A 25,538-nucleotide genomic window follows, 5' to 3' on the forward strand; every position below is an offset into this window, starting at 1 on the left:
AGAATAGAGAATTATTTTGATTGAAGGTGGAACGATGGAAAGAATCTATCTTGACCATGCTGCTACAACTCCCATGCACCCAAGGGTAATTGAAATAATGATGGAAGTTATGAATAAAAATTTTGGTAATCCATCTAGCATTCATTCGTTTGGACGGGAAGCACGGCATTATATTGATTTGGCACGAGAAACGTTGGCTCGGAGTATTGGAGCTAAGGAAAATGAAATTATTTTTACAAGCGGTGGTACAGAAGCTGATAATATGGCATTATTTGGAGCTGCTGAAAGCAACCAGCATAAAGGTAAGCACATTATCACCACTCAAGTAGAACACCATGCGGTGCTTCATGCCTGCCAACAATTAGAAAAAATGGGCTTTGAGGTAACCTATCTACCAGTCGATGAAACAGGAGAAATATCACTTGATGACCTTAGTACGGCCTTAAGGGAAGATACCATTCTTGTATCCGTTATGAATGGGAATAATGAAGTGGGAACTCTTCAGCCTATAAAAGAAATTGGCGATATTCTTAAATCTCATCAGGCGTTGTTTCATACTGATGCTGTTCAGGCATATGGAATTGAAGACGTCAATGTGATTGAAATGAATGTTGACCTATTATCTGTTTCCGCACATAAAATAAACGGGCCTAAAGGGACCGGTTTCCTTTATGTACGTGACAAGGTTAAATTGGTCCCCCGTGCTTTTGGTGGTGAGCAGGAACGGAAAAGACGAGCAGGTACGGAAAATGTTGCTGCCATTGTTGGATTTCAAGAAGCTGTAAAAATCGCCTCTGAAGAACGATTAGCAAGACGGGAAAAGTATCAAGGATTTAAGAAAACATTTGTTGAAAAACTGGCTGCACATAATATTGAGTTTTCCATAAACGGATTGCTTGAAAAATCAATGCCTCATGTATTAAACTTAAGCTTTCCTGGAACAAACGTGGAAGCGATGCTGGTTAACCTTGATTTAGCTGGTATAGCCGTTTCAAGTGGATCTGCATGCACTGCAGGTTCGATTGAACCTTCACATGTCCTGGTGGCAATGTTTGGTAAAGAATCAGATGTGTTGATCAATTCTATCCGTTTCAGCTTTGGTTTTAACACGACAGAAGACCAAATCATCAAAACAGCTGAAGAGACGGCAAGAATAGTTTCTCGTCTGAAAAAATAAATGCACGACATTTTTTAAAGTAAAGAGAGGTGAGAACAATGGAAAAAAGAGAACCAAAAGATATTCGTGTGGTTGTTGGTATGTCAGGAGGCGTCGATTCATCTGTCGCTGCGTTGTTATTAAAACAGCAAGGCTATGATGTCATCGGAATCTTCATGAAAAACTGGGATGATACGGATGATACTGGATTTTGTACCGCAACTGAGGATTACAATGATGTCATTCGTGTGTGTAATCAAATTGGTATTCCATATTACGCTGTTAATTTTGAAAAACAATATTGGGACAAGGTATTTACCTATTTCCTTGAGGAATACAAGGCAGGCAGGACGCCAAACCCAGATGTCATGTGTAACAAAGAAATTAAGTTTAAAGCTTTTCTTGAGCATGCAGTGAACTTAGGTGCAGATTACCTTGCTACAGGTCATTATGCTCAAGTAGAATACCGGGACGGCGAGTACAAAATGCTCCGCGGTAAAGATGAAAATAAGGACCAGACTTATTTTTTAAATCAATTGAATCAGGAACAGTTGAGTAAAGTTATGTTTCCAATCGGTAATTTAGAGAAATCAAGAGTGCGTGAAATTGCCAAGGAAGCAAATCTAGCAACTGCGACGAAAAAAGACAGCACTGGAATATGTTTTATCGGTGAACGTAACTTTAAAGAGTTCCTTGGACAATACCTTCCAGCTCAGCCAGGAAAAATGGAAACAATGGATGGAGAGGTAAAAGGAAAGCATGAAGGCCTGATGTACCATACCATCGGGCAGCGTCATGGTTTAGGAATTGGCGGTTCAGGTGAGCCTTGGTTTGCAATTGGCAAGGATTTAAAGAGAAATATCCTTTATGTCGGACAAGGCTTTCATAATGAATTGCTCTATTCGGACTCCATTATTGCTGATAACGTAAGCTGGGTATCCGATCGGGAGAAGCCTTCTGAGTTTACATGTACGGCAAAATTCAGGTACCGTCAGGAAGACAATAAAGTGACAGTACAGATTATGGACGACAATAAAGTTAGAGTAATCTTTGATGAACCGATTCGTGCAGTAACTCCTGGACAGGCAGTTGTATTTTACAATGGTGATGAATGCCTTGGCGGCGGTACCATCGATGTAGTTTTTAAAGATGGACAACGTTTGACATATGTTGGCTAAAAAAAGCCCTGATTCCATCTGGAATCGGGGCTTTTTGTTCAAAGGGAATCCACCTCCTATATTCACGTAAATTTTCCTAATATGATATACTCTCAAGTAGAACGGAGTGATATTAACATGGATAAAAACCAATTAGGTGTTCAATACATGCAAGAAGGTAAATGGGAAGAGGCGGCGAAGATCTTTAATGAGATTATAGAAGAAAATCCGAACGATCCCATTGCATACATAAATTTTGGTAATGTGCTTTCTGCTGTCGGAGATGATGAGAAAGCATTAAAATTTTACCAAAAGGCAATCGAATTAGATGAAAATACAGCAGCTGCTTATTATAGTGCTGGTACGATTTATTTCAGTTTCGACCAATTTGATAAGGCTAAAAATATGTTTGAACAAGCAATGAAAAAAGGTCTTCACACAAGTGATAACTATTTCATGCTCGGTCTAACCCTTGTACAGCTTGATCAAGGGAAATTTGCACTGCCTTATTTACAAAGAAGTGTCGAACTTAATGAGGAAGATGCTGAAGCGCGTTTTCAGTATGGATTATGTCTTGCACAGCTTGAATTAATTGATGAGGCGATTGTCCAATTTGAAAAATGTATCGAATTAGATGGGGAGCATACAGACGCCCTTTATAATCTAGGTGTATCCTATGCCTTCAAAGAAAATGCAGATAAAGCTTTAGCCATGTTTGATAAAGCACTTGAGATTCAACCGGATCATTTATTAGCAGGACACGCGAAAAAATTGATTGAATCAGCAAAATAAACTCATTTCAACAAATAGAAAGGAGGAAGCACCCGTGGACAAGCAAAGCTCGCTTGATTTATTTGCTGAGCAAGGGAAGTTCGTTAAAGGAAAACACCTAGTTACGATTTTTCATAATGAGCAAAATCTTTACACGGTATTAAGAATTCGTGTCGAAGAAACAAACCATGAATATGAAGACAAGGAAGCGGTGATCACAGGCTATTTTCCTAAAATTCATGAGCATGAAACCTATATTTTCTTTGGTGACTTTAAGGACCACCCGAAGTTTGGCATGCAATTTCAAACGAAACATTTTCGTAAAGACATTCCTCAAACAAAGCAAGGGGTAGCAGCTTATTTATCTAGCGAGATGTTTAAAGGGATTGGGAAGAAAACAGCTGAAAATATTGTTGAAACATTAGGGGAAAATGCGATTTCAAAAATATTAAATCAGCCCTCTTTACTTGATTCTGTACCAAAGCTTCCTCCTGACAAAGCAAAAATGCTCTATGATACCTTGATGGAGCACCAGGGTCTCGAGCAGGTAATGGTCGCATTAAATCAATATGGTTTTGGACCGCAGCTATCAATGAGAATGTATCAAACCTATAAGGATGAAACCCTGGATATTATTCAAAAGAATCCCTATAAACTCGTTGAGGATATTGAGGGGATTGGGTTTGGCCGGGCTGACGAGCTGGGCTATCAACTTGGAATATCAGGCAATCATCCTGACAGGATAAAAGCAGCCTGTCTTTATTCGATGGAAAACGAAAGCATGCAGACCGGGCATGTATATGTGCATGCAGAGGATTTGCTGATACAGGTTAAAAACCTGTTAGAAGAAAATAAACGTGATCAAATTGAATTTACCGATATTTCAACAGAGATTGTGAAACTTGAAGAAGAGGGAAAATTAGTTGGTGAGGAAAAGCGTGTCTATTTGCCTTCTTTGTACTTTGCTGAAAAAGGATTAGTAACAAATATAAAAAAAATCTTAGAACAAACTCAATATAAGGATCAATTTCCTGAATCTGAATTTTTGCTGGCGTTAGGGAATCTTGAGGAAAGACTAAACGTACAATATGCCCCAACACAAAGGGAAGCGATACAAACAGCGTTAATGTCTCCAATGTTAATCCTTACCGGGGGCCCTGGAACCGGTAAAACTACTGTTATTAAAGGGATAGTTGAGCTTTATGCAGAATTGCATGGATGTTCATTAGAGCCTAAGGATTATCATGCAAAGGGAGAGCCTTTTCCTTTTTTGCTTGCAGCCCCAACAGGCAGAGCAGCAAAGAGGATGAGTGAATCAACCGGACTGCCGGCTGTAACGATTCATCGCTTACTTGGCTTAAATGGTACAGAAGCATTTGATCATGATGACAGTAGTCCTTTAGAAGGGAAAATTCTCATCGTCGATGAGACATCGATGCTGGATATTTGGTTAGCCAATCAACTGTTTAAAGCATTGCCGGATCATATTCAAGTCATTCTCGTTGGTGACGAAGATCAACTGCCCTCTGTTGGACCTGGTCAGGTTCTAAAGGATTTATTGAAATCAGAGGTTGTTCCCACTGTAAGATTAACAGATATTTATCGCCAGGCTGAAGGTTCTTCGATTATTGAACTGGCACATGACATTAAAAAAGGATATTTGCCTACAAATGTGACCTTAAAGCAGCCTGACCGTTCATTCATCAAATGCTCAACACCTCAGATTCCTCAGGTGATTGAAAAGGTTGCGCTTAATGCCAAAAGTAAAGGGTATTCAGCAAAGGATATTCAAGTGCTGGCACCGATGTACAGAGGTCCTGCAGGTATTGACCGCCTAAACGTACTGCTGCAGGAAATTTTTAATCCTAACCCAGGCGGTACCCGTAAGGAAATTGCATTTGGGGATGTAAAATATCGCATCGGTGATAAAGTGCTGCAGCTTGTAAATCAGCCGGAAAGCAATGTTTTTAACGGTGATATTGGAGAAATTATTTCGATTATCTATGCAAAGGAAAATACAGAAAAACAAGATATGGTATACATTTCTTTCGAAGGAAATGAAGTCGAATATACTCGTCAGGACCTAAATCAAATTACACATGCTTATTGCTGCTCGGTACATAAATCGCAAGGCAGTGAATTCCCAATCGTCATTCTCCCCATTACAAGAAGCTATTTTCGAATGTTAAGAAGAAACCTCATTTATACTGCCATCACAAGGGCTAAGCAATCGCTAATCTTGTGTGGAGAAGAGGAAGCACTAAGGATGGGTGTCGAAAGAGCAGATGAACAAAGCAGACAAACCACATTATCCCAAAAACTCCATGAAATGATAATAGTCAAAGAACCTGATGTAGAACCAGATCATGACGAAACATTATCAGCAGAGGAAATATTAATGCAGGTAAATCCAATGATTGGCATGGAAAACGTTTCACCTTATGATTTCATGGTAATTGACTAAAACTATAAATGTTCACAGGAGGTGGGCACTCTGCGAACATTTGCTTTATTAAAAGGACAGCCGGTGTTTGAATACAAAACTGGCTCGAAAATTGGCGAGGTTACAGACTTATGTATCTCAACTGATGGGGTAGTTAAGGGCCTTTTGGTTAAAAAAGGCGTTTTCTTTAAACAATCCTATTTCCTGGACATTGAGGATGTATTATCATTTGGCTGGGATGGGGTCATGATTGAAGAGAATGAATCCCTAGAAAGACTTAGAACAAATCCAGAATATACCCTTTTTCATCAACACTCTCTAAATGGAAAAATGCTTATTTCAAAAAGCGGAGAGTCACTCGGATTGTTAGAGGATGTATATTTTCATGAGGAATTGGGCACAATCGTAGGGTACGAAATTACGGATGGTTTCTTTTCGGATATAACGGAAGGGAAACAGATTATACAATCCGAGAAGCCCCCTGCGATCGGAAAGGATGCCATCATCGTAGACGTTAATCATACGTGAGGTGTTCTTTTCATGCTCAAGTGTCCCAATTGTCAGAGCAAGGATATCGGCAAAATCGGAATAAACCAATATTATTGCTGGAATTGTTTTATCGAATTGTCTCTCGCCAAAGGCATCATTAATACCCATCAAGTCGAAGAAGATGGTACACTCAGTTCCTTAGATGACTTGTTTGAAGAAGAAGAGCGTCGTTACACCGTTTAAAGTGGAAACACTTAGTTACTGAAGGTAGACAGTTATCAAGGTCGAAGCACTGTCAAACTACAGAAGAGGTGAGACGTATGAATAAAGTAATGACTTCAGTGGTTGCATTTGGAGTTGGAATGGCCGCCTATAATATTGCGCAAAGAAACAACATGATGTCTGGCCGTCAAATGAAAAGAATGCAAAGAAAAGTAAAACGTGCTTTATTCTAATATTAATCCCCCTCATGATGAGGGGGATTTTTGCCGTATGTATAAATCCGGTATCTGACTGCAAAAATATAGTAGATAAGGGGGGCATGCATCGGTGGAAATTCGCGTTAAATGGTTTTATCGAATCGGTTTTTTGCTTCTTTTACTGATTGCTATTTATGTTTTTTTAAAAATTCGTTTTTTCTGGCTGCCTATCGTTAGAGTGGTTTTTGTTATTATCCTCCCTTTCTTTATAGGTGGTTTTATTACTTATTTGCTCCATCCTATCGTTGAAAAGCTGCATGAAAAGGGCCTGCACCGGGGATTAGCCATTTTCTTCATTTATTTTCTTTTTTTTGGCGGTATTGGTCTAGCTATATATAAAGGAATACCCGCCTTTATTTCTCAAGTACGGGAACTGGCAGAAAGTGCTCCAATCTTAGCAGAGCAATATCGAAGCTGGATTAAAGAACTTCAATCACATACACGTGAGTGGCCAGACGGACTTCAAGAGCGGATTAATGAAGGTATCATAGGTTTTGAAAAGAAGTTAGATTCTCTCCTAACTGTAATCGTGGATTCCTTATTAAACATTTTGAATTTTGCCTTTGCGTTGATGATTATCCCTTTTATTGCTTTTTATATGTTAAAGGATTTCACCACCATAAAAAGAGCCGTTTGGTATATCACACCTAAACAATGGCGGAGAAAAGGAACTCGATTTCTTAAAGATATTGATGAATCGCTGGGGAGCTATATTAGGGGCCAGCTCCTTGTCTGTCTCATTATCGGAAGTCTTTCGACGGTTTTCTTTTGGATATTTCACTTAAAGTATCCCTTACTATTAGGAATGATTATTGGAGTCACAAATGTCATTCCCTATTTTGGTCCAATAATAGGGGCGGTTCCAGCTGTGTTTATTGCTGCAACAAGCTCGGTTAAGTTAGTAATTATTACAATCGCGATCGTTTTTGGATTGCAATTTCTGGAAGGCAATATCCTTTCCCCTTATATTGTTGGAAAGAGTCTGCATATGCACCCGTTAATGATTATGGTAGCGTTAACTTCAGGAGGGGAAATAGGAGGAATTATTGGAATGATAGTTGCGGTACCCGTTCTTGTTGTCCTTAAAGTCAGCATTCTTCACGCTAAAAATCATTTTGCACGCGGAAAAGTGAAGGAACCTGCATCATAAAACAGGTATTGGATTGACAAACGTTTTTTGTGTAGCTATAATCCGGTTATAGAATATTTTGGATTAACATGTTGAAGGACCCAAGTATGTTGTAGTCCATCTCTAAGAGAGGAGCTTCCTTGGCTGCGAGAAGCTCTAGATGAAGGATAACAGAAAGCTAGTCCGGAGTGCAGCTAACCACTGCCGTCATTGCCGCGTTAAGGCATTATTTGAGAGGTGAACACGTGTTTTTTGTGTTCATAATCAGGGTGGTACCGCGAGTTAGCTCTCGTCCCTGTTCCGGTGAAGTTCCGCAATAAGAAACTTCACCATGGGATGAGGGCTTTTTTGTGTTCTTTTTTAACTTAAGAGGAGGGTAAAAATAATATGAAATACTTGACTGGCTCGGAAATTCGTAAAATGTATTTAGACTTTTTTCAGGAAAAAGGGCATGCTGTTGAACCAAGTGCGTCGCTTGTTCCTCATGATGATCCTTCTTTGTTGTGGATTAATAGTGGTGTTGCTACATTAAAAAAATACTTCGATGGACGTGTAATTCCTGATAATCCAAGGATCACGAATGCACAAAAATCAATCCGTACCAACGATATTGAAAATGTTGGCAAAACAGCACGCCATCATACTTTTTTTGAAATGCTAGGGAACTTTTCCATTGGTGAATATTTCAAAGAAGAAGCAATCGAGTGGGCATGGGAATTTTTAACGGATAAAAAATGGATTGGCTGGAACCCTGAACTGCTTTCCGTTACGGTTCACCCCGAGGACCATGAAGCATTTGAGCTTTGGAATAAAAAGATCGGTATTCCAGAGGAACGAATTATTCGCCTAGAAGGGAACTTCTGGGATATTGGTGAAGGACCAAGTGGACCAAATACTGAAATCTTCTATGACAGAGGTCCAGAGTATGGAGATGACCCAACAGATCCAGAATTATATCCAGGCGGTGAAAATGAACGTTATCTAGAGGTTTGGAACCTTGTATTTTCACAGTTTAATCATAACCCAGACAATACCTATACACCACTGCCAAAGAAGAACATTGATACAGGTATGGGACTAGAAAGAATGGCTTCCGTCGTTCAAAACGTACCAACTAACTTTGATACAGATTTGTTTATCCCAATTATCAGAGCTACAGAAGAAATTTCTGGTGTTAAATATGGTGAGGGGAAAGAAAAGGATACAGCATTTAAGGTAATTGCTGACCATATTCGTACGGTAGCATTCGCTGTTGGTGATGGAGCGCTGCCTTCTAATGAAGGTCGTGGGTATGTACTACGCCGTTTACTGCGCCGTGCGGTTCGTTATGCTAAACAAATTAATATAAACCGACCATTTATGTATGAACTAGTTCCTGTAGTAGGAGAAATCATGCATGATTTTTACCCAGAGGTAAAAGACAAAACAGAGTTCATTCAGAAAGTCATTAAAAATGAAGAAGAACGTTTCCACGAAACATTACACGAAGGTTTATCCATACTAGGCAATGTGATTAAGAAAGAGAAGGAAAAAGGCAGCGATACTATTTCTGGAAGTGATGTTTTCCGTCTTTATGATACCTACGGTTTCCCTGTTGAGCTAACTGAAGAATATGCAGAAGAAGAGGGCATGAAAATTGATCACGCTGGTTTTGAAACGGAAATGGAATTACAGCGGGAACGAGCTCGTTCTGCGCGTCAGGATGTTGGCAGTATGCAGGTTCAAGGCGGTGTACTAGGTGACATTGTAGTTGAAAGTAAATTTATCGGTTATGACCAGCTTGAAACGAGCTCAACAATTGTGGCGATTGTTAAACATGGAGAATTAGTTGACGAAGCATTCAGTGGAGACGAAGTACAGCTAATTCTTGATGTTACGCCTTTTTATGCGGAGAGCGGCGGGCAAATTGCTGACCGTGGAATCATACAAGCAGAAGGTGTTACTGTTAGTGTATTGGATGTACAAAAGGCACCAAATGGTCAAAATCTTCATAAAGCAGTGGTCGAGTCAGGAATACTAAAGACGGATGCAAAAGTGACAGCAATTGTTAATCAAGAGAATCGCGTTCAGATTATAAAAAATCATACTGCTACTCACTTGCTTCACCAAGCGTTAAAAGATGTATTGGGAACGCATGTCAACCAGGCAGGTTCACTTGTAGAACCAGACCGTCTTCGTTTTGATTTCTCGCATTTTGGACAGGTACAGCCCGAGGAATTAGAGGAAATTGAAAGGATCGTTAACGAAAAAATCTGGAAGAATATCGAAGTAAATATTAGCTTAAAGCCAATCGCTGAGGCAAAATCAATGGGTGCAATGGCGCTTTTCGGTGAAAAATATGGCGATATTGTTCGTGTCGTTAAAGTAGGGGAATATAGCTTAGAGCTATGCGGCGGCTGTCACGTACCAAACACTTCTGTAATTGGGTTGTTTAAAATTGTTTCTGAAGGCGGAATTGGTGCCGGTACAAGAAGAATTGAAGCTGTAACGGGTGAATCTGCATATCAATTGATGAATGACCAAGTTGCGTTATTAAAAGATGCAGCTGACAAGTTAAAAACCAATCCAAAAGAGGTTGTAAACCGGATAGAAGTCTTAATGGCTGAGATCAAACAACTTCAGCGGGAAAACGAGTCACTTGCCGCTAAGTTAGGGAATATTGAGGCTGGTAACCTCGTATCAAAAGCAAAGCAAATTGACGGTGTAACTGTATTAGCTGCAAAAGTCCAAGCTTCTGATATGAATAACTTACGAAATATGGCCGATGATTTGAAACAAAAAATCGGTTCCGCTGTTATCCTGCTAGGAAGTGTTAATGAAGGGAAAGTTAACTTAATCGCAGCGGTGACAAAGGATTTAATTGACAAGGGATACCATGCTGGTAAATTAATCAAAGAAGTCGCAACGAGATGCGGTGGAGGAGGCGGAGGCCGTCCGGATATGGCTCAGGCTGGTGGTAAAGATCCTGAAAAACTCGACTCTGCACTGCAATTCGTTGAAGAATGGGTAAAATCAATTTGATAATGGGACAAAGTAGTGTAAAATGGTGGTAACTAAACTAACTAGTCAAGGCAGTTATCTCCTCTACTAAAAATGCGAGGTGCATATGATGAGCTCATTAGATAAAACGATGAGATTTAATTTTCCTGAAGAGCCTTTTGAACATGACGTAAATGATGTTCTATTTCAAGTTCATGAAGCCCTGCAAGAAAAAGGATATAACCCAATTAATCAAATCGTCGGATATTTACTTTCCGGAGATCCTGCTTATATTCCCCGTCATCGTGACGCAAGGAATATCATTCGTAAACTCGAGCGGGATGAAATTATTGAGGAATTGGTTAAGTTCTATTTAAAACAACGACGTGAGGGTTAAGAAATGCGAATTATGGGATTAGATGTGGGCTCTAAGACAGTCGGTATTGCCATAAGTGATGAACTTGGCTGGACTGCACAGGGCCTCAAAACCCTAAAAATTGACGAAGAAAAAAGTAAGTTTGGTTTTGACGAAATTGGTCAATTAATAAAAGAGTATGGAATTAGTCAAGTTGTCATCGGTTTGCCAAAGAATATGAATGGGACTATAGGACCTCGAGGTGAAGCGAGCAAGCGATACGCAGAGGAAATTGAAAACCAGTTTGCAGTTCCAACGATTTTATGGGACGAGCGATTAACGACAATGGCAGCAGAGCGAGTCTTGCTTGAAGCGGATGTCAGCCGTAAAAAGCGAAAGAAAGTTATTGATAAAATGGCAGCATCGATGATTCTACAAGGCTATCTGGATAGCAAAAATTAATGAGGTGAAGTTATGGAACACGGAGAAAATCAAATTACAATTGTAGATGAAAAAGGTAATGAACAATTATGTGAAGTACTTTTTACATTTGAATCAGAGGATTTTGGCAAGTCATATGTTTTGTTTCAACAAGTAGGCGGCGTAGAGGACGATGAAGAGGGTCCTGAGATTCATGCATATGCCTTTAATCCTAATGATGAAGACGGCGAAGGGGAATTAATTCCTATCGAAACCGAAGAAGAATGGGATATGGTAGAAGAAATGCTTAATACCTTCTTTGACGAACAAGAAGACGAAGAATAATATGGAAAGAGTGATCCTGACGAAGGGTCGCTTTTTTTGTTGTTTTGTGAATGCGCTTTCGCAGAAAAATTGACATTTTTCGCTATATATGCTGAAATAATATCTGATAAGCTATTTTAAAAAAGTGAAAAAAAGAGTTTGAAAGATATATGTTTAACCGGCAAATGGGAGGGGCACTAAAATGTCATCAGAAGAGACACACTCGAAAAAAGAGGTCATTCGCAAAAAAATGCTTGAGCACCAAAGCGAAGCAAGAATTGTTCGCAGAATCGTATTAACCATTACGATTGTAACCCTTTTAATATTAATTTTTATTGGCGGAGGGGGTTACCTCTACATCAAGTCTGCCCTTGAACCAGTTGATAAGGACAGTAAAGTTCAAAAAAAGGTAGAAATTCCGATTGGTTCATCGGTTACGGGGATATCTCAAAAATTAGAAGCAAGTGGAATTATTAAAAATGCTAAAGTCTTTAAATATTATGTCAAGTTTAAAAATGAAGCAGGTTTTATGGCTGGAGAGTATGAATTGAGTCCTTCAATGGAGATTCCAGAAATTATTAATCGCTTAAAAACAGGTAAAGTACTCCAACAGGCAGCGTTCCAGTTAACGATTCCAGAAGGTAAACAATTAAGAGAAATTGCCCAAATTATGGCTAAGGGAGTCAATAAACCGGAAGATGAAGTGTTTAATCAATTAAATGATCGAACATTCATCCAAACATTGATGGGGAAATATCCTGATTTACTCACAACAGATATTTTAAATCCAAATATTAAATATCCACTCGAGGGTTACTTGTTCCCAGCAACCTATCCTTTTTACAAAACGAATCCAACAATAGAAGAAATGGTTGTAACCATGCTGGATCAGACTCGAAAAGTGATAACACCATATCTTGCAGATTCCAGTGATGAGGAGATTACTGCACACCAGCTGCTAACCATGTCCTCATTGATTGAGGAAGAAGCAACGAAAAAGGCTGACCGTAAAAAAATCTCAAGTGTATTTTATAATCGAATCGAGCAAGGAATGCCTTTACAAACAGATCCAACTGTACTTTATGCACAAGGAAAACACAAAGAAAGAGTATTATACGAGGACTTAGAAGTTGATTCACCTTATAATACTTATAAACATAAAGGGCTTCCTCCTGGCCCCATTGCAAATGCAGGTAAAGATTCTCTGGATGCAGCAGTGAATCCAGCAGACACAAAACATTTATATTTCCTTGCTACAGCAGGAGGGGATGTAATTTTTACAAATACTCTAGATGAGCACAATGCTGCGAAAGCAGAGCATATTACCAATCAATAATTAGTGAAATAACAAGGAGGAATAGTTTTCTTTCCTCCTTGTTTGTGATAAAATAGTTCAAGTGTTTTATGAGCAGATAATAGCGTTTCTATTGAACGCTATTTTTTCATGTCTAAAGAACTATATAATGGCAACAATGCTTTAAAGGCAGGTGATGGCAGTTTGTTGAATGATAAACTGCATTCTTATATTGAGGAACTAATTCCATCGCGTGAACCATTGTTTATCGAAATGGAAGGATACGCTAAAGAAAATAAAGTACCTATTATGGAGCTGGTGGGAATTGAAGCATTGCTGCAGCTTTTAAGAATTCAGGATTCGAAAAAGATTCTGGAGGTAGGTACTGCAATAGGATATTCGGCATTGCGTATGGCGGAGGCACTGCCAGATGCGTCGATTGTTACGATAGAAAGAGATTTAGAAAGAATTCAGGCAGCTGAAGAATATATGAGTCGTTCGAAACATGGCGAACAGATTTTATTGATTAAAGGTGATGCCCTTGAAGTTGAGGAACTTGTAAAGGGACAAGCACCATACGATACCATTTTTGTAGACGCTGCAAAAGGTCAATATAAAAAATTCTTTGAAATATATTCAAAATACCTGAATGTTGATGGAATAATCATAACGGATAATGTTTTATTTAAAGGTCTCGTAACAGAAGAAGAAATCGAATCAAAACGGATTCGTAATCTCGTTAAAAAAATTGATGGTTTCAACCAATGGCTGATGAGTCACCCCGATTATCACACTGTTATTCTTCCTGTTGGCGATGGAATCGCAATTAGTAAAAAGAAGAGGTGAATCAAGTTGAAAAAAACGGAATTATTAGTAACGCCACTATCTGTGGATGATATTTTACCATTAGCTGAAGCTGGCGCGGATGCATTTGTGGTCGGTGAACAGAGATATGGATTGCGCTTAGCAGGTGAATTTAACCGTGAACAAGTAAAACAAGCTATTGACTTAGCACATGGAAAAGGTAAAAAAGTCTATGTTGCGGTCAATGCTATTTTCCATAATGAGAAGATAGATGAACTAAGTGATTATATTAAATTTGCTGCTGAGAATCACGCGGATGCAATAATTTTTGGTGACCCTGCAGTCCTAATGACTGCCCGTGAGGTGGCACCCAATATGAAGCTTCATTGGAGTACGGAAACGCTTGGGACAAATTGGTTCTCATGTAACTATTGGGGTAAAAAGGGTGCGAAAAGAGCTGTTCTTGCCCGAGAGATCAATATGGATGCTATCGTGGAAAGCAAAGAAAATGCCGACGTCGAAATAGAAGTACAAGTTCATGGGATGAGCTGTATGTTCCAATCAAAACGCTCTTTGCTAGGTAACTATTATGAGTACCAAGGAAAAGTAATGGAAATCGAAAATCGTAAAATGGAAAAGAATATGTTCCTTCACGATAATGAAAGAGAAAATAAATACCCAATCTTTGAAGACGAGAATGGAACTCATATTATGAGCCCAAATGATATTTGTATCATAGACGAGCTTCAAGAGATGTTAGAAGCTGGAGTAGATTGTTTTAAAATTGACGGGATCTTAAAGACATCTGATTACCTAATTGCGGTAACAAAGGCATATCGTGAAGCCCTTGACTTGTACTTCCAGGATCCTGATTTATACGAAGACAAAAAAGATGAGCTCTTAGAAGCTATTGAAGAAATACAGCCAGCAAATCGTAAATTAGATACAGGATTCTTTTTCAAAGAAACAGTTTACTAAAAGGAGGGGTTCAATCGTGAATACAGTTACAAATAAAATTTCTGATATCATCGATGGAAAACGCGTGATTGTGAAAAAGCCAGAACTCCTTGCGCCAGCAGGAAATCTTGAAAAACTAAAAATTGCCGTTCAATACGGTGCAGATGCCGTATTTATTGGTGGTCAGGAATATGGTTTGCGTTCAAACGCTGATAACTTTACATTTGAAGAAATGAAAGAAGGCGTAGAATTCGCAAAAAAATATGAGGCAAGAATCTATGTTACCACCAATATCTTTGCACACAATGAGAATATTGATGGTTTAGAAGACTATATACTAGGATTAAAAGAAACGGGTATTGCTGGGATTATCGTTGCAGATCCATTGATTATTGAAACTTGCCGCAGACTTGCTCCAGAAATTGAGATTCATATCAGTACACAGCAATCTATCACAAACTGGAAAACAGCTCAGTTTTGGAAGGAAAGCGGTGCTGAACGTGTTGTATTAGCGCGTGAGGCAAGTGCAGAAGAAATTAGAGAAATGAAAGAAAAGGTCGATGTTGAAATTGAGACCTTTATTCATGGGGCAATGTGTATCGCCTATTCTGGACGTTGTACATTAAGTAATCACATGACTGCAAGGGATTCTAACCGAGGCGGATGCTGTCAGTCATGCCGTTGGGATTATGATTTATATCAGCTGGAGGGCAGCACAACAGAAGTGCCGCTTTATGGTGAAAATGACGCAGCATTTGCAATGAGTCCAAAAGACCTTAATCTGATCCAAGCCATTCCTCAAATGATCGAGCTTGGTATTGATAGCTTGAAAATTGAAGGCCGTATGAAGTCGATCCACTATATTGCAACCGTTGTAAGTGTATATCGAAAAGTAATTGACGCCTATTGTGCAGAACCTGATAACTTTGTCATTAAACGTGAGTGGTTAGAAGAGCTGGATAAATGTGCGAACCGTGAAACGGCACCAGCATTTTTTGAAGGAATTCCGGGGTATAAAGAGCAAATGTTTGGTAATCATAGCAACAAGACAAAGTTTGAATTTGTCGGTCTTGTGTTGGATTACAACGAAGAAACACAAATGGTTACCCTTCAACAACGAAACCACTTTAAACCGGGTCAGGAAGTTGAGTTCTTCGGTCCGGAAATTCAAAACTTTACACATGTGATTGATAAAATCTGGGATGAAAAAGGTAACGAACTGGATGCTGCTAGACATCCGCTTCAGATTGTACAATTCAAATTGGACAAACCGGTTTACCCTAACAACATGATGCGAAAGGAGAACTAGGTTGATGCGCAAACCGGTTGTTATTGGAGTTGCCGGAGGTTCCGGCTCAGGAAAAACGAGTGTCACCAAAGCTATTTATGATAGCTTTAAAGGCCACTCTATTACGATGATTCAGCAAGATTATTATTATAAAGACCAAAGTGATTTACCATTTGAGGAACGATTAAAGACGAATTATGATCATCCACTGGCATTTGACAATGATTTGCTCATTGAACATATTGAAAAACTTTTACGATACGAGCCGATTGAAAAACCTGTGTATGATTATTCAATTCATACTCGGTCAAAAGAAATTATTGCAGTTGAGCCTAAAGATGTTATTATTTTAGAAGGAATACTTATTCTTGAAGATGAGCGGTTGAGAAATTTGATGGACATCAAGTTATATGTTGATACTGATGCAGATATTCGAATTATTAGAAGGTTATCTCGCGATATTAAAGAGCGTGGACGTACCTTGGACTCTGTTATCGAACAATATACGAATGTTGTCCGTCCTATGCACAACCAATTTATTGAGCCGACTAAGAGATATGCCGATGTGATTATACCTGAAGGCGGGCAAAATCATGTGGCGATTGATTTAATGGTCACAAAAATTCAAACAATTCTTGAACAAAAGTCATTTTTATGAAACAATAGCGTAAAGATAAGTTTAAAATGAATCCATATTGGATGAATACAAGTTGCGCGCCCTTTTAAGAGGACGCGCTCCTATGTATTTGTGTCATACCTACATATCATTAATAAACACAATCTATGGGGGATTGTGAAGACTAGAAGGAGTGAGACGTTTTGGCAATAGAAAAAGTATTTCCAATGACACAGGCAGGTAAAGACAAACTGATTCAGGAGCTTGAACATTTAAAATCTGTTAAACGTAAGGAAGTTGTTGAAAGAATTAAAATTGCTAGAAGTTTCGGGGACTTATCTGAAAACTCTGAGTATGATTCTGCGAAGGAAGAACAGGCATTTGTAGAAGGTCGTATTACAACTTTAGAGAACATGATTCGTAACGCTAAAATTATTGAAGAAGGCGATACAGCTAGTGATTCAGTTACATTAGGAAGATCCGTTACATTTGTTGAACTTCCTGATGGTGACGAGGAAACGTATACAATCGTTGGTAGTGCGGAAGCTGATCCGTTTGAAGGGAAAATTTCTAACGATTCTCCAATTGCAAGAAGCTTAATTGGTAAAAAAGTTGGCGATCAAGTATCTGTCCAAACACCAGGCGGTGAAATGAGCGTCAGAATTACTTCTATCAAGTAATCAAATTTTTACGAATATGTTTGAAATAGGGACACCTCGTCAAAACTTTTGACGAGGTGTTTTTTTATGATACGTAAACGGATTAAAGGTTTACTCATCTTATGCATTGCAGGGCTGCTGATTCTTATAGCTCGATTAATCCAAATTCAGCTAGTCCAAACAGAAACCTTTTCAAAGCACAATGTGAATTTATTAGAAGAAAGCGTCCAACAACGAACACAAGAATTAGTGATCGATAATGGTCGAGGTAATTTTCTTGATCGAAATGGAGATTTACTTACACATAAAAAAGTACCTGTTCTAGTTCTTTTTCCTTTCTTGAAAAATATGACTTGGGATGTTGAAGCTGTATCAACAATATCTGGAATATCAAAAGAAAATTTAAATAAGGCCTTAGAAGACGCGAAAAAACCATTTGCTTATGGTGAACCACAGCCTTTGGAACTAACTTCTTCTCAAATGGAAAGAATCAACAAACTAGAGATTCCCGGTGTATTTGCGATTGAAAAGAAATTTGAACGTACTGATATTCCTGCAGAGCAATTAATTGGATTAACAGGAGAAAATATAAAAGAATTAAAAAAGCGTTACCCAAATAAAGAGCTCTCCGAGAAAACCTTGATTGGTGTTTCGGGTCTTGAAGAGAGTTTTGATGAATTTTTGCTTCCTGAAGGAAAAGCAAAACTTGTCTATCATGTTGATGGAGACGGAGCGCCGTTATTTGGAATTAATGTGAAATATGTTGATCCGGCTAATCCTTTTTATCCAGTAAATGTTAGAACAACCATGGATAAAAGTTTGCAGCAAATGTCTGAAGAGCTAGTGGACAAGCATGGAATTAAAAAGGGTGGTTTAGTGCTACTTGATATTGAAAGTAATAGTGTCTTAGCGTCTGTTTCGAGGCCAGCCATCAATCCAAAAGACCCTTATAGCGGCTCAGGGATTACAAATCGTATGATAAAACAAGAAATTATGGGCTCTATTTTTAAAACAGTGGTTGCGGCAGCGGCCATCGACCAGAACCTTGATGACCCAACTCGGTTATTTAATTGCAGTATAAAAATAAATGGGGAGCCTGAATTAAAATATAATTTTGGTATGCTTTCTTTCTCTGATAGTTTTGCTAGAAGCTGTAACCGGACTTTTGGTGAACTGGCGAGGGAACTTCAAAAGAAAGATAAAGAGTTGTTGGAAGAATATGCTGCAAAACTTTCGTTAACAGGGACTGTAGGCTGGAAGGGTGAAGTCTATCATACCAATAATTTTAAACAGCTAGTAGATGAGGATAAAGGAAGAGTATTTTTAACCGAAGAGGCTAAAAAAGACCCCAATTTTGCTGCTATGTCAGGGATAGGGCAGCATGAGGTTCGTGCCACCCCACTAGCCGTAGCCAATATGATGGCCACGATTGCAAGAGGCGGTAAAAAAGAAATGGTTCGAACTGCTTCAAAAATCGAATACAAAAATGGTACTACGATGGTTAATTTTGATAACCAAGAGCTATCTGGTGACACCATTTCTCCCTATACAGCGATGAAACTGCAGAAGTTGTTAAGGGAGGTTGTTGTGAATCAGAACGGGACTGGAAAGTGGTTTAAAGACCTTCCATATGAAGTTGCTGGAAAATCGGGGACAGCGGAGACAGGAAAATATCAAGATGATAATCAACTGCATAATAAATGGTTTGCAGGTTATTTTCCCTATCAAAATCCTAAATACGCGCTCGTTGCCGTTAATTTGGATGTTCTAGATACAGAAGGCGGGGTCAATTTACTCTTTGCTGATATGGTTAAAATGTTACATGAACATGACAAAGAAGGACAAAAAGATTAACTTTAGGGAAAATCCTTCAAGTTATTTTCAATTCATGTTAGAATGTTCACAGCCATATTAATTGTTTAGCGGCGCTTCCGCTTTTCTATTTGGAGGGATTTTTGTAATGAATAACGATTTCCAATCCGGCTCACGTTCCGGTTATCGGGCCAAAAGAAAGAAAACCAACCTGATTTTGAATAGTCTTATCGTAATTGTGCTAGCTCTCATATTCTTTGTAGCCTACACTATTTTTTTATCAGGTGACGATAAAGCGTCCCAAAAAGAGGAACAAACAAAAACTGCAGCAAACGAAGCCTCAGAAAAAGAGGCTAAAAATACTGAAGATAAAACAGCTGTAGAGGGAACCGAGAAGGACAGTGATTCAGAGGAAAACGCTGATGAAGAAAGTGAAGAGGCCACTGCACAAGAAGATGATGCACAGGCAGTTATCACTGAGGGCGATGGTTCTTCTAACGTACTTAAAACCATCGAGAACCCTGCTTGGAAGCCTGTAGGTACAGTACAAACGGGTGAACATACTACAGTTTATGACAAGACATCTGCTGATTGGCAGGAAATGTTAAAGGCAATTTCTTATGCTACTGGTTTAGAGGAAACCAATACGACCGTCTATTGGTTTGGACGTGATAAAACGGGTGGTACCGGATCGTTTACCACTGTGGCATCCAAAGACAAAACTCAAAAATACAATGTATACCTTGAATGGGTGGATGGCGAAGGCTGGAAGCCTACAAAAGTCGAAGAACTTTCGGCAATTCAATAGCATAGTAAAAAAAATAGGATGGGGACTCCATCCTATTTTTTCCGTTTAAAGTGAACGACTGCGGTAAAGTAGGTCTGACCCTTTTCGTTAGCATACATTTGATGGGAGACTGAATGTACTCCTAAAAGAATCGCTTTGTTTTCCTCAATTTTCGCCTCGATTTTCTTTTCCAACACTTTAAGGTCTGTTGCGTCAAAAAATTCTACTTTATCATCAATGAAATCAAGTTTGAAATTTAGCATTATATCATCCCTTCTTTATCTTTATTTTAGTAATTCCTAACCTTGTAGGCAATGAATAATTCAATGAGACAGTAAAATATGTTAGCAAGTTCGCGTTTAAATCATAGTATACAAATAGGAATTATAAGAATGATTGAAGGTGGATGGCTTGGGTCTGGAATTTTTAGATGTTTTTGAACGATGGGCTGAATCATATGATGACAGTGTTGACGGACATAATCGAGAATATAAAGAGGTCTTTGCAGGATACGAGCAAATATTAGAAGCTGTTGCAGAATGTTCAATGGGACATGTGGTCGAGTTCGGTGTTGGAACAGGTAATTTGACAAAAAAATTGCTTGACAAGAGTTTGAATGTAACGGGCATTGAACCTTCTGTTCCCATGAGGAAAATTGCAAAAACAAAACTCGGATTAAAGGAGAGAATTCTTGATGGGGACTTTCTGAATTTTCCTGAAATAATAAATATTGATACGATTGTCTCCACATATGCATTCCATCATCTAACAGACAAGGAAAAAGATGAGGCAATTGCCAAATATGGAAAACTGCTTTTAAAAGGTGGTAGAATAGTGTTTGCGGATACGATGTTTGAATCAGTGGAAGATTATAATAATGCAATCGTAAAAGCAAGAGAACAAGGCTTTCATAACCTGGCAAAAGATTTGGAAACAGAATATTATACCACCATTCCAATTTTAAAAAGTATTTTAGAAAAAAGTGGTTTTACTGTTAGTTTTAAGCGTTGTAATCATTTTGTCTGGTTAATGGAAGGAGAAAAACGATAGAGAGAGGTTTAATTATGAAAATTGCCATCATCGGAGCAATGGAAGAAGAAGTAAAATTACTAAGAGATAATATTAAGGGGCAAACACAAGAAACAGTAGCTGGATGCGAGTTTACCTTTGGACAAATGAACGGAGCAGAAGTGATTTTGCTGCGCTCAGGAATTGGAAAAGTAAATGCGGCGATGTCAACAACGATTTTACTTGAAAAATATAAGCCTGATTGCATAATCAACACAGGCTCTGCTGGAGGATTCAATCCCGATTTAAATGTAGGTGACGCAGTAATATCAACAGAGGTTCGTCATCATGATGTGGATGTAACAGCCTTCGGTTATGAATATGGGCAGGTGCCACAGCTTCCGGCAGCTTTTTTGGCTGATGATAAATTAGTTGAAGTTGCTGTAAATGCAGCGAAAGAACTAGATAAATTTCAAGTTGTTAAAGGGTTAATCGTAACAGGAGATTCCTTCATGGAGGATCCAGAACGTGTTAAGTTTGTAAGGTCAAAGTTTGATAAATTACAGGCTGTTGAAATGGAAGCGGCTGCGATTGCACAAGTTGCACATCGTTTCGGAGTTCCTTTCGTAATTATTCGTGCATTATCTGATATCGCTGGAAAGGAATCTGAAATTTCTTTTGATCAATTCATTGACCAAGCGGCAACCCATTCAGCTACTTTGGTCATGAAAATCGTTGCAGCTTTAAGATAGTCAGCCAGAAAGTGGTGGCATGCTAGTGAAAGTTTACAAAAATGTACATGAATTGATTGGTCATACACCTATTGTGGAAATTACTCAGTTTTCACTGCCGAAAGGAGTGCGCATTTTTGCTAAGCTGGAGTTCATGAATCCTGGCGGCAGTATTAAGGATCGTCTCGGTGTAGAGCTTTTAAGAGCGGCTTTTGAGAATGGAAAGCTTAAAGCAGGAGGAACCGTGATTGAACCCACAGCGGGGAATACGGGGATTGGATTAGCACTTGCCGCATTGAACAAAGGGGTACAGGTTATTTTGTGTGTACCTGAGAAATTCAGTATTGAAAAACAAGAATTAATGAAAGCCCTAGGAGCAAAAATTGTTCATACTCCTACTGAAAAAGGGATGAGAGGTGCCATTGCGAAGGCGGAGGATCTCCTTAAGGAAATTCCCGGATCGTATTGCCCACAGCAATTTGGCAATCCAGCAAATCCTGAAACGTATTATAAAACACTTGGACCTGAGCTGTGGGACCAAATGGGTGGGAACATAAGTATATTTGTGGCTGGAGCTGGCACAGGCGGAACCTTTATGGGCACGGCGCGTTTTTTAAAAGACCAAAACAATACCATCAAGACTGTTATTGTCGAACCAGAAGGCTCGATTATAAATGGCGGCAAATCAGGTCCCCATAAAACAGAGGGGATTGGTATGGAATTTCTAACAGGGTTTTTGGATCAAGATTATTTTGATGCCATTCATACAATTCCTGATGAGGATTCATTTGGGTTTGTGAAAGAATTAGCGGCAAAAGAAGGTCTACTAGTTGGAAGTTCATCCGGAGCGGCATTTAAGGCCGCCATGTTGGAAGCAGAAGGTGCCAAAGCTGGGGAAAATATTGTCGTTATTTTTCCGGATGGAAGTGAACGGTATTTAAGTAAGAAAATCTATGAAGGGGGGATTTAGATGAAAAGAAAAACAAAATTAATTCATGGCGGTATTAGTACCGACCCGGCAACAGGTGCAGTCTCTTTCCCCATTTATCAAGTAAGCACCTATAAGCAAGAAGGCGTTGGCGGCCACAAAGGCTATGAGTATTCAAGAACAGGTAATCCTACTCGCTTTGCCCTTGAAGAGCTGATTAAGGATCTGGAAGGTGGGGAAGCAGGTTTTGCCTTTGGTTCGGGAATGGCTGCAATGACTGCTGTCATGATGCTCTTTAACAGTGGAGACCATGTGATTCTAACAGATGATGTGTATGGCGGCTCGTTTCGTGTTATGACAAAGGTATTGAACCGTTTAGGAATTGATTCAACTTTCGTTGATACCAGTAATCTAGAGGCTATTTTAAGTGCAATAAAACCAAATACCAGGGCGATTCATTTGGAGACACCAACAAATCCACTTTTAAAAATTACCGATATTGAACAAGTGGCGAAACTTGCGAAAGAACATGGCCTATTAACAATTGTTGATAATACCTTCTCAACTCCTTATTGGCAAAATCCAATTGAGCTTGGTGCTGATATTGTTCTTCATAGTGCTACAAAATATTTAGGCGGACACAGCGATGTTGTAGCTGGGTTAGCTGTGGTTAATAGTAAGGAGCTTGCTTGTGACCTTCATTTTGTTCAGAACTCAACTGGAGGCGTATTAGGACCACAAGACTCATGGCTTTTAATTCGGGGAATTAAGACGTTAGGTATCCGGATGGAAGAAACTGAAAAGAATACGGCAGCTATAGTCGATTTCCTACAAGGACATCCTGCAGTGAAGAAAGTATATTATCCTGGGTTGAAAGGACACCCAAATCATTCCATTGCAAAAAAGCAGGTAAGAGGTTTTGGAGGAATGGTTTCATTTGACGTGGGAAGTGCAGAAAATGCAGACAAACTTTTAAGCAAAATTCATTACTTTACTTTGGCTGAAAGTCTAGGTGCTGTAGAAAGTCTTATTTCTGTACCAGCAAGAATGACTCATGCTTCTATTCCTATAGAACGACGAGCAGAATTAGGGATAACTGAAGGGTTAGTGAGAATATCAGTAGGTCTTGAAGATGTAGAGGATTTGATAGACGATCTAAAACAGGCGCTAGAATAATATAAATCCTATCCGGCTTATACGCCGGATTATTTTTATTCTGTTTTTCTAAAATTTACATCAACAATTAAGCTATTTTTTGTGTTAAAGTAGCTTAGTAGAATTTAAGAAAAGCAGGTGACCTACAGTGGACAAACAGACAAAGAATATTTATGAAAAAATGGTTGATTTTAGACAATTTGCTGTCGTATTACTCGCTGTCGGTGTATTTTTCTTTTTAGGTATAATTATTCCGTCCGACACAAAGAGTGAGATGGATGTAAATATAATGATGATCGCTTCGATGTCCTTTTTAGCGGTTTCGATCTTACTTTTTATTCAATCGAAACAGTGCCAGATAAAACTTATGGATATGGAAGACGGTAACCAGCGATAAACGTTCCCTTATGGACGTTTATTTTTTTTGCAGGCAATTTAACTATTTTTAAAAAAAATTCAAAAAAATGGTTTACAAAGGATATGTTGGTGGATATAATTACCGTAGTTAGTAAAAAATTCCGAAGGAGGTCGAAGAAAATGATGATGAACTTACTGGTTACTGCCACTGGCAATGTTACTTGGATTACAACTGCATCTGTAAATAATTTGCATTCGACCGACGGGAATGGATTGCTTAACTAATTTTAGTTAACTATACATATCCATGCCGCAGGGAGAATGACGCCCTGCGGTATTTTTGTGCCTAAAAACTGGCCGCAAGGGAGTAATTTCTTGCGGCCTTTTTGTGCCTATAAAGTGGATATTATTAACAAATTTAGCTGTAAAAGGAAGGTGGTGAAAGCGATGACCCTAAATATATTTTTTATCTCAGTTACATTCAAAAAACACGAAGAAAGTCTACAAGAGGCAGAGCGAAATGAAATGATTGAAAAACTTTATGAACAAAACAAAGCACGTCGACTGTCAGTTTATCATTTACTATAAATTAACCCTAAAAAAAGGAAGTGTATTTAAATGACTCTCAATATTTTATTTTTTTCGATTACAGTTAAGAAACGTAAAGAAAGTCTGGAAGAAGCGATACGAAATGAAACAGTTGAAAAGCTGTATGATCAGCACAAAGACCGTCAAGTGACAGCGTATCATTTAATGTAATAAACCCTTTATGGGAGGTGATAGTCATGACCTTAAATATCTTATTTTTATCGATTACCATCAAAAAACGTGAGATGAGTATCGAAGAAGCGTCTCATCAAGAACAAATCAGGAAAATATATGAAACAACAAAAGATCGTCAAATTTCCGTTCATCGCATTATGTATTAAGGCTTAACAATAATAAAAAGAAGGGTGGTTTTACAATGATATATTTATTACAAAACCGTGGAGCAAGCTTATGGAGTATGAAAGATACCACCTAGTTAGCTTATTTAAGGAGGTAGCTGAAAATGCCAGTACACAACTTGTTATTATTTCTTTTCTTAAATCCAAAAAAGAAAAAATCCAAAATGAAATCATAATGAATGAAGTATGATAATAGAGCTAAATGTTTGTTAACAAAATGTTCACATTCCCTGAAGTTAGATACTGTGAAAATATGATAAATTCGAAGTAGATAAAAGGGTCTATCAAAAGGGGTGGGAATATGTTCATGGTCGTAATGGCTTTGGTCATAACTGGGGCGATTAGCTGTGTAATATCAGCAGAACTTAGTGTAGAATAACGAGTAGGCATTGATCTTTTAAAGAGGTCAATGCTTTTTTTATTTGTGTGATAAAAGGCTTTATTTTCAAATAAAATGTCTTGGACAGACACAATTGGACTGTTTCTAACATAG

29 protein-coding genes and 1 other annotated feature are annotated in these 25,538 nt (G+C 38.6%); of the genes, 28 read left to right on the plus strand and 1 reads right to left on the minus strand.

Going from position 1 to position 25,538, the window contains the following annotated elements; translation table 11 throughout:
• The first annotated feature begins 34 nt into the window (after positions 1-34).
• From ABC255_RS07610 to ABC255_RS07705, 20 genes are all read left to right on the plus strand, one after another.
• Entirely contained in the window at positions 35-1,177 is a 1,143-nt protein-coding gene (locus ABC255_RS07610) for a cysteine desulfurase family protein (RefSeq protein WP_412992494.1), read from the plus strand.
• 38 nt (positions 1,178-1,215) lie between these two features.
• A complete protein-coding gene (gene mnmA / locus ABC255_RS07615; protein ID WP_412992495.1) occupies positions 1,216-2,334 on the plus strand; it encodes a tRNA 2-thiouridine(34) synthase MnmA in 1,119 nt (372 codons plus the stop codon).
• Positions 2,335-2,451: 117 nt separating this feature from the next.
• Entirely contained in the window at positions 2,452-3,105 is a 654-nt protein-coding gene (locus ABC255_RS07620) for a tetratricopeptide repeat protein (RefSeq protein WP_412992496.1), read from the plus strand.
• Between the two features lie 34 nt (positions 3,106-3,139).
• The gene (gene recD2, locus ABC255_RS07625) at positions 3,140-5,548 is read left to right on the plus strand and encodes an SF1B family DNA helicase RecD2 (RefSeq protein WP_412992498.1); all 2,409 of its coding nucleotides are present in this window, start codon (positions 3,140-3,142) and stop codon (positions 5,546-5,548) included.
• Positions 5,549-5,569: 21 nt separating this feature from the next.
• A complete protein-coding gene (locus tag ABC255_RS07630) occupies positions 5,570-6,055 on the plus strand; it encodes a PRC-barrel domain-containing protein (protein WP_412992500.1) in 486 nt (161 codons plus the stop codon).
• A gap of 12 nt (positions 6,056-6,067) precedes the next feature.
• The gene (locus ABC255_RS07635; protein ID WP_412992502.1) at positions 6,068-6,259 is read left to right on the plus strand and encodes a hypothetical protein; all 192 of its coding nucleotides are present in this window, start codon (positions 6,068-6,070) and stop codon (positions 6,257-6,259) included.
• Between the two features lie 77 nt (positions 6,260-6,336).
• On the plus strand, positions 6,337-6,471 hold the full coding sequence (locus tag ABC255_RS07640; protein ID WP_082799354.1) for a YrzQ family protein: 135 nt from the start codon (positions 6,337-6,339) through the stop codon (positions 6,469-6,471).
• A 94-nt stretch (positions 6,472-6,565) separates the two neighbouring features.
• Positions 6,566-7,645 carry an AI-2E family transporter gene (locus ABC255_RS07645; RefSeq protein ID WP_412992505.1) on the plus strand — a complete coding sequence of 360 codons (1,080 nt, stop codon included), beginning with the start codon at positions 6,566-6,568 and terminating at the stop codon, positions 7,643-7,645.
• A 62-nt stretch (positions 7,646-7,707) separates the two neighbouring features.
• Positions 7,708-7,924: a binding site (T-box leader), on the plus strand.
• 87 nt (positions 7,925-8,011) lie between these two features.
• The gene (alaS, locus tag ABC255_RS07650) at positions 8,012-10,645 is read left to right on the plus strand and encodes an alanine--tRNA ligase (protein ID WP_412992507.1); all 2,634 of its coding nucleotides are present in this window, start codon (positions 8,012-8,014) and stop codon (positions 10,643-10,645) included.
• Between the two features lie 88 nt (positions 10,646-10,733).
• Positions 10,734-11,000 (plus strand): IreB family regulatory phosphoprotein, encoded by a 267-nt coding sequence (locus ABC255_RS07655; protein WP_335528017.1) that lies wholly within the window; start codon positions 10,734-10,736, stop codon positions 10,998-11,000.
• Positions 11,001-11,003: 3 nt separating this feature from the next.
• Positions 11,004-11,420: a Holliday junction resolvase RuvX gene (ruvX, locus tag ABC255_RS07660; RefSeq protein WP_412992510.1), complete on the plus strand. Its 417-nt coding sequence runs from the start codon at positions 11,004-11,006 to the stop codon at positions 11,418-11,420.
• A gap of 12 nt (positions 11,421-11,432) precedes the next feature.
• A complete protein-coding gene (locus tag ABC255_RS07665) occupies positions 11,433-11,723 on the plus strand; it encodes a DUF1292 domain-containing protein (RefSeq protein ID WP_045517819.1) in 291 nt (96 codons plus the stop codon).
• A gap of 181 nt (positions 11,724-11,904) precedes the next feature.
• On the plus strand, positions 11,905-13,038 hold the full coding sequence (gene mltG / locus ABC255_RS07670; protein ID WP_412992512.1) for an endolytic transglycosylase MltG: 1,134 nt from the start codon (positions 11,905-11,907) through the stop codon (positions 13,036-13,038).
• A 108-nt stretch (positions 13,039-13,146) separates the two neighbouring features.
• A complete protein-coding gene (locus ABC255_RS07675; protein WP_412992514.1) occupies positions 13,147-13,842 on the plus strand; it encodes an O-methyltransferase in 696 nt (231 codons plus the stop codon).
• 6 nt (positions 13,843-13,848) lie between these two features.
• Positions 13,849-14,778 carry a peptidase U32 family protein gene (locus tag ABC255_RS07680; protein WP_412992516.1) on the plus strand — a complete coding sequence of 310 codons (930 nt, stop codon included), beginning with the start codon at positions 13,849-13,851 and terminating at the stop codon, positions 14,776-14,778.
• Positions 14,779-14,794: 16 nt separating this feature from the next.
• Positions 14,795-16,066 (plus strand): peptidase U32 family protein, encoded by a 1,272-nt coding sequence (locus ABC255_RS07685; RefSeq protein WP_412992517.1) that lies wholly within the window; start codon positions 14,795-14,797, stop codon positions 16,064-16,066.
• Between the two features lies 1 nt (position 16,067).
• Positions 16,068-16,703: a uridine kinase gene (gene udk, locus ABC255_RS07690; protein ID WP_412992518.1), complete on the plus strand. Its 636-nt coding sequence runs from the start codon at positions 16,068-16,070 to the stop codon at positions 16,701-16,703.
• Between the two features lie 161 nt (positions 16,704-16,864).
• Positions 16,865-17,341: a transcription elongation factor GreA gene (greA, locus tag ABC255_RS07695; protein WP_335527995.1), complete on the plus strand. Its 477-nt coding sequence runs from the start codon at positions 16,865-16,867 to the stop codon at positions 17,339-17,341.
• Between the two features lie 66 nt (positions 17,342-17,407).
• The gene (locus ABC255_RS07700) at positions 17,408-19,174 is read left to right on the plus strand and encodes a peptidoglycan D,D-transpeptidase FtsI family protein (protein WP_412992519.1); all 1,767 of its coding nucleotides are present in this window, start codon (positions 17,408-17,410) and stop codon (positions 19,172-19,174) included.
• Positions 19,175-19,280: 106 nt separating this feature from the next.
• On the plus strand, positions 19,281-19,940 hold the full coding sequence (locus ABC255_RS07705; RefSeq protein WP_412992521.1) for a YrrS family protein: 660 nt from the start codon (positions 19,281-19,283) through the stop codon (positions 19,938-19,940).
• A 32-nt stretch (positions 19,941-19,972) separates the two neighbouring features.
• Here the strand turns inward: ABC255_RS07705 and ABC255_RS07710 are convergent, their stop codons facing one another.
• Positions 19,973-20,182: a DUF2536 family protein gene (locus ABC255_RS07710; RefSeq protein WP_412992523.1), complete on the minus strand. Its 210-nt coding sequence runs from the start codon at positions 20,180-20,182 to the stop codon at positions 19,973-19,975.
• A gap of 148 nt (positions 20,183-20,330) precedes the next feature.
• Between ABC255_RS07710 and ABC255_RS07715 the strand changes: the two genes are divergently transcribed.
• From ABC255_RS07715 to ABC255_RS07750, 8 genes are all read left to right on the plus strand, one after another.
• Positions 20,331-20,969, plus strand: a complete 639-nt coding sequence (locus ABC255_RS07715) for a class I SAM-dependent methyltransferase (RefSeq protein WP_412992525.1) — start codon at positions 20,331-20,333, stop codon at positions 20,967-20,969.
• 14 nt (positions 20,970-20,983) lie between these two features.
• The gene (gene mtnN / locus ABC255_RS07720) at positions 20,984-21,679 is read left to right on the plus strand and encodes a 5'-methylthioadenosine/S-adenosylhomocysteine nucleosidase (RefSeq protein ID WP_412992527.1); all 696 of its coding nucleotides are present in this window, start codon (positions 20,984-20,986) and stop codon (positions 21,677-21,679) included.
• A gap of 25 nt (positions 21,680-21,704) precedes the next feature.
• Positions 21,705-22,628 (plus strand): PLP-dependent cysteine synthase family protein, encoded by a 924-nt coding sequence (locus tag ABC255_RS07725; protein ID WP_412992529.1) that lies wholly within the window; start codon positions 21,705-21,707, stop codon positions 22,626-22,628.
• On the plus strand, positions 22,629-23,762 hold the full coding sequence (locus ABC255_RS07730) for a bifunctional cystathionine gamma-lyase/homocysteine desulfhydrase (protein WP_412992530.1): 1,134 nt from the start codon (positions 22,629-22,631) through the stop codon (positions 23,760-23,762).
• A gap of 127 nt (positions 23,763-23,889) precedes the next feature.
• Complete coding sequence (locus ABC255_RS07735; protein WP_412992532.1) at positions 23,890-24,138, plus strand: YrhC family protein; 249 nt, start codon at positions 23,890-23,892, stop codon at positions 24,136-24,138.
• A 407-nt stretch (positions 24,139-24,545) separates the two neighbouring features.
• A complete protein-coding gene (locus ABC255_RS07740) occupies positions 24,546-24,686 on the plus strand; it encodes a YrzI family small protein (RefSeq protein WP_412992534.1) in 141 nt (46 codons plus the stop codon).
• A 30-nt stretch (positions 24,687-24,716) separates the two neighbouring features.
• The gene (locus ABC255_RS07745; protein WP_335536921.1) at positions 24,717-24,857 is read left to right on the plus strand and encodes a YrzI family small protein; all 141 of its coding nucleotides are present in this window, start codon (positions 24,717-24,719) and stop codon (positions 24,855-24,857) included.
• 26 nt (positions 24,858-24,883) lie between these two features.
• The gene (locus ABC255_RS07750; RefSeq protein WP_412992536.1) at positions 24,884-25,027 is read left to right on the plus strand and encodes a YrzI family small protein; all 144 of its coding nucleotides are present in this window, start codon (positions 24,884-24,886) and stop codon (positions 25,025-25,027) included.
• Positions 25,028-25,538: the final 511 nt, after the last annotated feature.

This window comes from Neobacillus canaveralius (assembly GCF_047237705.1).
Taxonomy (GTDB): Bacteria; Bacillota; Bacilli; order Bacillales; family Cytobacillaceae; genus Neobacillus; species Neobacillus niacini_K.

Bases quoted from the DNA above. Each gene is read 5' to 3' on its own strand.
- ABC255_RS07610 (WP_412992494.1), top strand. From the start codon at position 35: ATGGAAAGAATCTATCTTGACCATGCTGCTACAACTCCCATGCACCCA.
- mnmA (WP_412992495.1), top strand. From the start codon at position 1,216: ATGGAAAAAAGAGAACCAAAAGATATTCGTGTGGTTGTTGGTATGTCA.
- ABC255_RS07620 (WP_412992496.1), top strand. From the start codon at position 2,452: ATGGATAAAAACCAATTAGGTGTTCAATACATGCAAGAAGGTAAATGG.
- ABC255_RS07635 (WP_412992502.1), top strand. From the start codon at position 6,068: ATGCTCAAGTGTCCCAATTGTCAGAGCAAGGATATCGGCAAAATCGGA.
- ABC255_RS07640 (WP_082799354.1), top strand. From the start codon at position 6,337: ATGAATAAAGTAATGACTTCAGTGGTTGCATTTGGAGTTGGAATGGCC.
- alaS (WP_412992507.1), top strand. From the start codon at position 8,012: ATGAAATACTTGACTGGCTCGGAAATTCGTAAAATGTATTTAGACTTT.
- ABC255_RS07655 (WP_335528017.1), top strand. From the start codon at position 10,734: ATGAGCTCATTAGATAAAACGATGAGATTTAATTTTCCTGAAGAGCCT.
- ruvX (WP_412992510.1), top strand. From the start codon at position 11,004: ATGCGAATTATGGGATTAGATGTGGGCTCTAAGACAGTCGGTATTGCC.
- ABC255_RS07665 (WP_045517819.1), top strand. From the start codon at position 11,433: ATGGAACACGGAGAAAATCAAATTACAATTGTAGATGAAAAAGGTAAT.
- mltG (WP_412992512.1), top strand. From the start codon at position 11,905: ATGTCATCAGAAGAGACACACTCGAAAAAAGAGGTCATTCGCAAAAAA.
- ABC255_RS07675 (WP_412992514.1), top strand. From the start codon at position 13,147: ATGTCTAAAGAACTATATAATGGCAACAATGCTTTAAAGGCAGGTGAT.
- ABC255_RS07700 (WP_412992519.1), top strand. From the start codon at position 17,408: ATGATACGTAAACGGATTAAAGGTTTACTCATCTTATGCATTGCAGGG.
- ABC255_RS07705 (WP_412992521.1), top strand. From the start codon at position 19,281: ATGAATAACGATTTCCAATCCGGCTCACGTTCCGGTTATCGGGCCAAA.
- ABC255_RS07710 (WP_412992523.1), bottom strand. From the start codon at position 20,182: ATGCTAAATTTCAAACTTGATTTCATTGATGATAAAGTAGAATTTTTT.
- mtnN (WP_412992527.1), top strand. From the start codon at position 20,984: ATGAAAATTGCCATCATCGGAGCAATGGAAGAAGAAGTAAAATTACTA.
- ABC255_RS07730 (WP_412992530.1), top strand. From the start codon at position 22,629: ATGAAAAGAAAAACAAAATTAATTCATGGCGGTATTAGTACCGACCCG.
- ABC255_RS07740 (WP_412992534.1), top strand. From the start codon at position 24,546: ATGACCCTAAATATATTTTTTATCTCAGTTACATTCAAAAAACACGAA.
- ABC255_RS07745 (WP_335536921.1), top strand. From the start codon at position 24,717: ATGACTCTCAATATTTTATTTTTTTCGATTACAGTTAAGAAACGTAAA.
- ABC255_RS07750 (WP_412992536.1), top strand. From the start codon at position 24,884: ATGACCTTAAATATCTTATTTTTATCGATTACCATCAAAAAACGTGAG.